Annotated in this window: 2 protein-coding genes; both read right to left on the bottom strand. The window is 44.2% G+C overall.

Annotation, left to right across the window (positions count from 1 at the left end; all coding sequences use genetic code 11):
- Window positions 1-783: c-type cytochrome biogenesis protein CcmI (gene ccmI / locus ACTXGO_RS14275; protein ID WP_443574980.1), on the bottom strand; the 783-nt coding region annotated here is incomplete at its 3' end.
- On the bottom strand, window positions 780-1,137 hold a 358-nt coding region (locus ACTXGO_RS14270; protein WP_443574979.1), incomplete at its 5' end, for a cytochrome c-type biogenesis protein. The genes ccmI and ACTXGO_RS14270, both read right to left, overlap by 4 nt.

The following is a 1,137-nucleotide window of genomic DNA, read 5'->3' as shown; positions in this document are numbered from 1 at the left end:
ACTACGAGTCTCACCCATTGCCATGAGCATTTGAGCCCGTTCATGCTGCGGATTCTTAGCTAATATAGCTTGTAATAGACGGCGAATATTGGCGTCTAACTGACCTTCATTAACAAAAAAACTAGTCTGAGCATAAGTAGTAGCAATCTCCTCGTTATCAGGTGCTAAACGATAGGCACGCGATAAGGCTTCTAACGCAGAGTCAGTCGCCTCCATCGATAAGAAAAGTTCAGATAGGCGCATCCAGCGATTAGGATCATCAGCGTTACGATGGACGTTGGTCTGCATAGCGCTAATCAACTGACGACCGTTTTCAGTCGCCCACTTTGGTGGCTTATCAATCTTAGCCGTCAATAGGTCATCAGCCACTTGTCCTACTTTGTCCTCGCTTGTCCACAAATCAAACACGGGCGTACGATTGCCTATTAGTAAGTACGCCATTGCAGCCAATATTGGGATCCAAGCTGCGACAATTAAACGGCTTTTGACATCAGGGGTGACCATAGGTGTTATCTGACGCTGCACATCTAATAGCTGACGCTCCAGTTCCAGCTTTTGATTTTGATAATGGCTATTATTAATAGTACCGCTGTCTTTATCTGTTTGTAGCTCAGCTAAACGTTCGCGAAATACTGCAACATTAATATCTAGCAGTTGATTGTCTATTGGTTTGGACTGCAAACGCGGTGCTCGTAGCCATGGCATAATAGCAATTAGCGCAAATATAAGAGCAATCAGCAAGCTTAGAGCTACAAATAAGCCAAAAGTAGAAAATAGAGTCATTTTTTGTCCTCTATGCTAGTAATATCGTGGTCGACATTCTCAGCTTGCGATAATAGACGATCAAGCTCAGCCTTTTCCGCAGAGGTCAAGGCAGCAGTACTGTTCACTGTAACGCCGTTTTGGCCACGGGCGACAACTTGGCGGCGTTTACTTTGCCAAAACCAACCAACAATTAAGACGAGCAATAATAGTGGTGGAAAAAACCATAGGATCCATGTCGATGGTCGCATAGGCGGCTTGTAGCTAATAAAGTCACCGTAGCGCTCTTGCATATAGGCGCGTATTTCAGCATCACTACGTCTATCTTTAATTAAATCATAGACTTTTTGCTTTAGATCCTGTGCAATCGGTGCA

This window comes from Psychrobacter sp. T6-1, from assembly GCF_052258445.1.
Note: the sequence above shows the minus strand (reverse complement) of the source record. Positions and strands in the feature narration are given on the sequence as shown.